Annotated in this window: 5 protein-coding genes; all 5 read left to right on the top strand. The window is 62.9% G+C overall.

Going from position 1 to position 5,828, the window contains the following annotated elements; genetic code table 11:
* On the top strand, positions 1-263 hold a 263-nt coding region (locus tag QZY44_RS24040), incomplete at its 5' end, for a pilin (protein WP_295454000.1).
* Between the two features lie 78 nt (positions 264-341).
* Positions 342-2,303: a hypothetical protein gene (locus QZY44_RS24035; RefSeq protein WP_295453997.1), complete on the top strand. Its 1,962-nt coding sequence runs from the start codon at positions 342-344 to the stop codon at positions 2,301-2,303.
* Positions 2,304-2,365: 62 nt separating this feature from the next.
* Positions 2,366-3,580, top strand: coding sequence for a glycosyltransferase family 4 protein (locus QZY44_RS24030; protein ID WP_295453992.1), 1,215 nt, complete (start codon positions 2,366-2,368; stop codon positions 3,578-3,580).
* A gap of 10 nt (positions 3,581-3,590) precedes the next feature.
* Positions 3,591-4,535, top strand: a complete 945-nt coding sequence (locus QZY44_RS24025) for a glycosyltransferase (RefSeq protein WP_295453989.1) — start codon at positions 3,591-3,593, stop codon at positions 4,533-4,535.
* Positions 4,532-5,437 carry a glycosyltransferase gene (locus QZY44_RS24020; protein ID WP_295453985.1) on the top strand — a complete coding sequence of 302 codons (906 nt, stop codon included), beginning with the start codon at positions 4,532-4,534 and terminating at the stop codon, positions 5,435-5,437. The genes QZY44_RS24025 and QZY44_RS24020 overlap by 4 nt, the downstream gene beginning before the upstream one ends.
* Positions 5,438-5,828 lie beyond the last annotated feature (391 nt).

The raw sequence follows: 5,828 nt of genomic DNA, 5'->3' as shown, positions 1-5,828 counted from the left end.
CCTTGGTCGGACTTGACAGTGGGGCCGCCTCGATTCCCGTCGCAGCGTCTGTCAAGGGCAAGTATGTCAGGCAAGTCGCGGTCTCCCGCGGTGTGATTACCGCAACCTTTGCCGGGACCAACAGCGCTTCCGCCTCGATCGCCACCAAGACCATCGACCTGACGCCCACGAACAATCTGGGCTCGATCAGTTGGGCATGCACATCCACCAATGGCACCAGTGGTATTACGAACAAGAACCTGCTGCCAAAGTCCTGCCGTTAGCATCCGGCCGACTCCGGCCAGTGCGACAGAGGGGCCTCGCGCCCCTCTTTCTTTGCCAAATACCTGCCCGCTCCCGCCATGCCTTCATCACCCCTACGCTGGCTCCTCATCCCCGCCGTTTTCCTCGCCGCCACTCTAGTCTATCTCCCCGCCATCACCGGCGACTTCTTCTTCGACGACATACTGAACATCGTGGACGAGGGGTCGGTGAAGATTCCCAACCTGTCGCTCCCCTATCTCCTGGAAGCCGCCTTTCCGCTCGACCTCGGCTCGGGCATCCGACCGGTGAGCCGGCTCAGCTTTGCACTCAATTATTATGCGTCGGGCATGAACCCCGCCGCGTTCAAGCTGGTCAACATGGTGCTCCATGGGCTGAACGCGGTCCTGGTCTTTCTATTCTTGCACCGCTTGCTCGGGATGTTTCAGACCAATCGGCCGGAAGCACTCCTGCCGCCCCCCTTGCTCCTTGCCACCATCGCCGCCCTGCTGTGGGCCGCCACCCCCATTCATGCCAACACGGTCCCCTATATCGTACAGCGCATGGTCCTGTTGTGCGTGACCTTCAGCCTGCTGTCACTCATCGCCTACTTGCGGCTGCGACTGGCCATCGCCAGCCGCCATCGCTGGGCCGCGCTGGGCTGGTTGAGCCTGGCGGGAATGTCAGCCCTGTTGGCACTCATGAGCAAAGAGATTGCGGTCCTGATTCCGGTCTACATCTTGGTGATGGAGGCCACCCTGCTGCATGGCGCGCGAGCGGGTGGACCGCCGACCCGCACCCGACGTTTCACTGGCCTGCTCGCCGTTTTCGTCGTGCTGTTGCCCGCACTCGCCCTAGCCGTCCAGATCGCGATCAGTCCCAATTGGCTTACCGGCGGCTTCAACCAACGGACCTTCGATTTACCGGAGCGGCTCATGACCGAGTCGCGCATTATTGTGATGTACTTGAGCAATGTTGTGCTGCCGCGATTGGGGGAGATCCATTTCTATTACGACAACCTGGCGGTTTCACACTCATTGCTGTCCCCGCCGACCACCTTGGCGAGCCTGATCCTCATCGGCGTACTGATCGCCGCCGCGCTCATCAGCCGCCTGCGTTGGCCGCTCTTCGCCTTCGCTGTGCTCTGGTTTCTGGGCGGGCACATGCTGGAGGGCACCTTCCTCCCACTGGAATTGGTCTTCTGGCACCGCAATTACCTGCCGAGCCTGGGACCTTTGGTCCTGATCGCCTGGGGCCTTGCCACCCTACTCACCCATCGCGGGGACTATCACCGGGTCGGCTATGTCCTGGTCGCCCTGGTAGCGATTCTGTTCACAGCACAAACCCTCGTGCTCGCCTACACGTGGGGCTCACCCTTACGAATGGCGTTCGCGGAACACCAGGAGAATCCCACGTCGGTGCGTGCCAATTACCAGTATGCACGCCAGTCTTTCGCCATGTATGAGTCGACGAAGGAGCGCTACTACCTGGACCAGACCGCGCAACTGTTCGCGCGCGCCGTGGAGCTGGACCCACACAATCTACTGGCACTTTATGGCCTACTGAAGCTCAAGCTCGGCTATGGCTACGAATACGCAGCCGATCCCTATGCCCGGATACTGGAGACGTTGCGCTCGGCCCCACCACGGGCAGCCAATGAGCCGCCAATGAATTACATTGCAGCGCTTGGCCGTGAACATCCGGACCAACTGAGTGTTGCCCATATTCTGGCGCTCTATGACGCATTGGATGAGAATCCCCAAATCCCGCCTGGGGAGAAGGCCCATTGGCTGGTGGGGCGCGCCTATTTCCTGACCGCAAGCGGCTTCCCCGTCGCACAGGCACTCGATCTCCTGCGCGAGGCGCGGCGGCGCGCCCCCAACGACTTCGACGTCCGCCTCAAGCTACTTGAGGGGCTGGTCTCCTCCGGACACCTGGAAGAGGCGGACACCCTGCTAAAGACGGGGTTCACACCCTGGGAGCGGCCCTTGTCAACATCCTTTGCCTATGCTGCGCGGCTCATCCGCGAAGGCAAGAGCAAGACGGTGGAACCGAGCGATTGATCGGCACCAACCCCACGCAGTTCAGCTCAAAGACAGGCGCCGCCGCCATTTTCGTGTCAACCATGCGCAAACCTCGCCTGCTGGTACTCACCTCCACCTTTCCCCGCTGGCCGGGGGATAAGGAACCCGCATTTGTTTATCAACTTAGCCGACGCCTCACGAGCCGATTTGTCGTGACCGTGCTCGCCCCCCGCGCCCCCGCAAGCGCGCAGCGCGAGGACATGGAAGGGGTGGTGGTCCGACGCTATCCCTATTTCTTTCGACCCTGGGAAAGACTCGCGACCCATGGCGGCGGCATCCTTGCTCGATTACACTCCAACCGCCTGTATTACTTGCTGGTTCCGCTATTCTTGCTCGGTCAATTGTGGGCGCTGATGCGCTTGCTTCGCCAGCAGCAGTTTGATGTGATTCAGGCCCACTGGCTGATCCCTCAGGGCTTGATCGCGACCCTCGCACGAGCGCTGACCGGCCGCCCGGTTCCGCTCGTCTGTACCTCCCATGGGGCTGACTTGTTTGCACTCCGGGGCGCCCTGATGCGACGCTTGAAGCGGACCATCCTAAATGAGAGTGACATGGTCACGGTGGTGAGTTCGGCGATGCGCAACGAGTGCCTCGCGCTGGGAAGCGCCGCGGACAGGATCAAGGTCATCCCCATGGGAGTAGACCTGCAACGGCAGTTTACTCCGGACCCGCAGGGTCAACGCCATGAGCATGAGATCCTATTTGTTGGGCGACTGGTCAAGAAGAAAGGGGTCGCGCTCCTGTTGCAGGCAATGCCGCAAATACTGAGGCAACAACCGCAGGCCCGCTTGAGCATCGCCGGCGGCGGTCCGCTAGAGGCAGAGCTGCGCGGACTGGTCGGGGTGCTGGGTATACGCGAGCAAGTCACTTTTCTCGGTATGGTCGGGCAGTCCGAGTTGCCGAACCTGTACCGCCGCGCCGCCCTCTTTGTCGCACCCTTTGTGGTGACCGACAGCGGCGATCAGGAGGGCCTGGGCCTGGTGTTGGTGGAGGCCGCCGGCTGCGGCTGTCCCATCGTCTGCGGGGACGTTCCCGCCGTGACAGATGTGATCCAAGACGGCGATACCGGACTGATCGTGGCGCCTGACGATCCGTCGGCACTGGCGGCAGTGATCACTGGCCTGCTGGCAGATCCGGAACGCCGCCGCCGGCTTGCCGATAATGCCGGCCGACACTGCCGGCTGGCATTCGACTGGGAATCAGTCGCAGAGCGCTACGCAAGGCTGTTGCTTGGCGTCGCCACCAACAGGCAGTGATGCCCAGACCATGACAGACCTCGACCTGACCGCCGTTGCGACCGTCACGGTGACCTACAATCCGGACCCTTGGCCCCTCGCCGCGCAACTGCAAGCGCTACCCGCCGCGAGCGTGAAGATCATCGTCGACAATGGCTCGGCCCCGGATGCCTTGGAACACATTCAAGCCTTGGCCGCACGTACGCCAAACACCCGCATCCTGCGCAACGCGCAAAATTTGGGTCTCGCTGCCGCAATCAATCTCGGGGTGCGGGCGGTACGCGAATACCACTCCCGGGCGCGGTTGGTGTTGCTGCTCGACCAAGACAGCGAACCGCACCCTGGCAGCATTCAGACATTGCTCGATGGCTTTGACGCCATCGCACGACAAGGCCAGCGCGTCGGCGGCGTCGGTCCTTGCCTGCTGGATACCGCCACCGACCTCTCGCATGGCTTTCATCACGCCGCAGGCTGGCGCTGGAAGCGCTCCTATCCACCGCCCGGCGCGAGTGAGGCCGTACCCTGTACAAGCCTCAACGGCAGTGGCACGCTGGTCCCGATCGATCTCTTTCTCAAACTCGGCGGCCTCGACGAGGCACTCTTCATCGACCACGTCGATACCGAATGGTCGTTTCGCGTGCTGGCGGCGGGCTACGGGCTCTGGGGCATTCCGGCGGCCGTCTTTACACACCGCATGGGACAGTCCAGCATCCGGTTCTGGATGCTCGGTTGGCGCCTCTGGCCCTCACGCCCGCCGCGGCGGCATTACTTCCTGTTCCGCAATGCTATCCTGTTGATGCGCAGGCCCTATGTGCCCCGCGTGTGGAGATTCTGGGCCGTCGTCAAGCTGGTGCTGACCGCCATCGTGCATGGCCTGTTTGACCCCGAGCGCCGAGCGCAATGGCAGCAGATGTGGAAAGGCTTGCGGGAAGGTCTGCATAGCTCCCCAATGCCTCCACCCGGCAGCCAGTCATGAGCGAGGTCCCCGTGATCGTCGGACTGACACTCAACTTCCGCGACGCGCAACGCTCTGCGGCTTGCGTGCAATCCCTACTCGTTGAAGGCGCCGCGCACGTGCTGGTGTGGGACAACTCTGACGATCAACGCGAATCGGCTCGTGCCCTACGCACGGCGATCGGTGCGGACCCCCGCGTGAGCATCGAGATCAGCCCGGCCAATCTAGGCTTTGCCGCGGGGGTGAACCGGGGGATGGACTGGATTGCCCAGCATCATGCGGGTGCCTGGGTACTACTGATCAATAACGACGCCCGCCTGGTACCTGGCGCGCTGCCCGCATTACGCGGCGCCCTCGCGCAGCATCCGGAGGCCAAATTAGCCTATCCCGACATCGACCACGGTGATAGGACCTCGGGGACCGTGTATTACCAGCGCTGGTTCGGGCTGCTCTCAGCGCATCCACTGCCGGGAAGCGATCCGCACGCCAGCGGCTGCTGCCTCCTCTTTAACACGGCGCTGATTGGCCCTGACGTGTTCGACGAAGACTTCTTCATGTATGGCGAGGACGCTGAACTCGGATGCCGATTGAGCCGCGAGCCGGGGGCGATGCTGCATGTGCCGGTCGTCTGGGTGCGGCATGACGGATCGGCCAGCAGTGGACTCGGCACCCCGTTTTACGAGGCGCGAATGGTCACGGCGCACCTGATCCTGGCACGCAAGCTGTCATCAGGAGCGATCGGCTATGGCAGCCTGTTGTTGGGGCGCACCGCGATGCTGGGCGCCCGCGCACTGGTGCGTGCCTTGCGCTACCGCAGCCTGGAGCCCTTGCGCGCCTTGCGCCAAGGCTGGCGCCTGGCACAAGGAGCCGATCCTTTGCTACGTCAGGCCCGCCTTGGTATGTCACAAAATCGCCGGCTCTGACGTGCTCTCGCGGAATCGCTCGTTGTCAGCTGCGCGCACTCATTTCGCCTGTTGCGATATTCACATAATATGACAGGAGGCACAGCGCTTCATGAAACGTGTCCTTCCGGCAAGCCTGCATGAACTCCGAGCGCTGGTCCGGTAGCGTGGGAGCCCCGCGTCCTTGGCGACTGGGAGGCCTGACGTTGTCGCTGTCGGGGGGCCGATTTCGAGCGGGTGGGACTGTGGGGCCTTTGTCTGCACGCTCACCAGCGCCCCAGCGTTCTAACGCTGGGGGTCGGGACGTTGGCACGGCGGTGTGGGGAGGAGGCCCGAATGGGCAGCACTGGGGCGGAGCGGGATCAGTCCGGCGCGGGTTCGGCGGCGAGGCGCGCCAGCGCCGTGGTGTAAT

The sequence above is a fragment of the uncultured Thiodictyon sp. genome (assembly GCA_903837595.1).
In the GTDB taxonomy this organism is placed as follows: domain Bacteria; phylum Pseudomonadota; class Gammaproteobacteria; order Chromatiales; family Chromatiaceae; genus Thiodictyon.
The sequence above is the reverse complement of the archived record's forward strand: the minus strand, read 5'-3'. Positions and strand labels throughout refer to the sequence as shown.

What these genes read in the sequence shown, in the direction of transcription:
- QZY44_RS24035 (WP_295453997.1), top strand. Translation starts at nt 342, where the DNA reads ATGCCTTCATCACCCCTACGCTGGCTCCTCATCCCCGCCGTTTTCCTC.
- QZY44_RS24030 (WP_295453992.1), top strand. Translation starts at nt 2,366, where the DNA reads ATGCGCAAACCTCGCCTGCTGGTACTCACCTCCACCTTTCCCCGCTGG.
- QZY44_RS24025 (WP_295453989.1), top strand. Translation starts at nt 3,591, where the DNA reads ATGACAGACCTCGACCTGACCGCCGTTGCGACCGTCACGGTGACCTAC.
- QZY44_RS24020 (WP_295453985.1), top strand. Translation starts at nt 4,532, where the DNA reads ATGAGCGAGGTCCCCGTGATCGTCGGACTGACACTCAACTTCCGCGAC.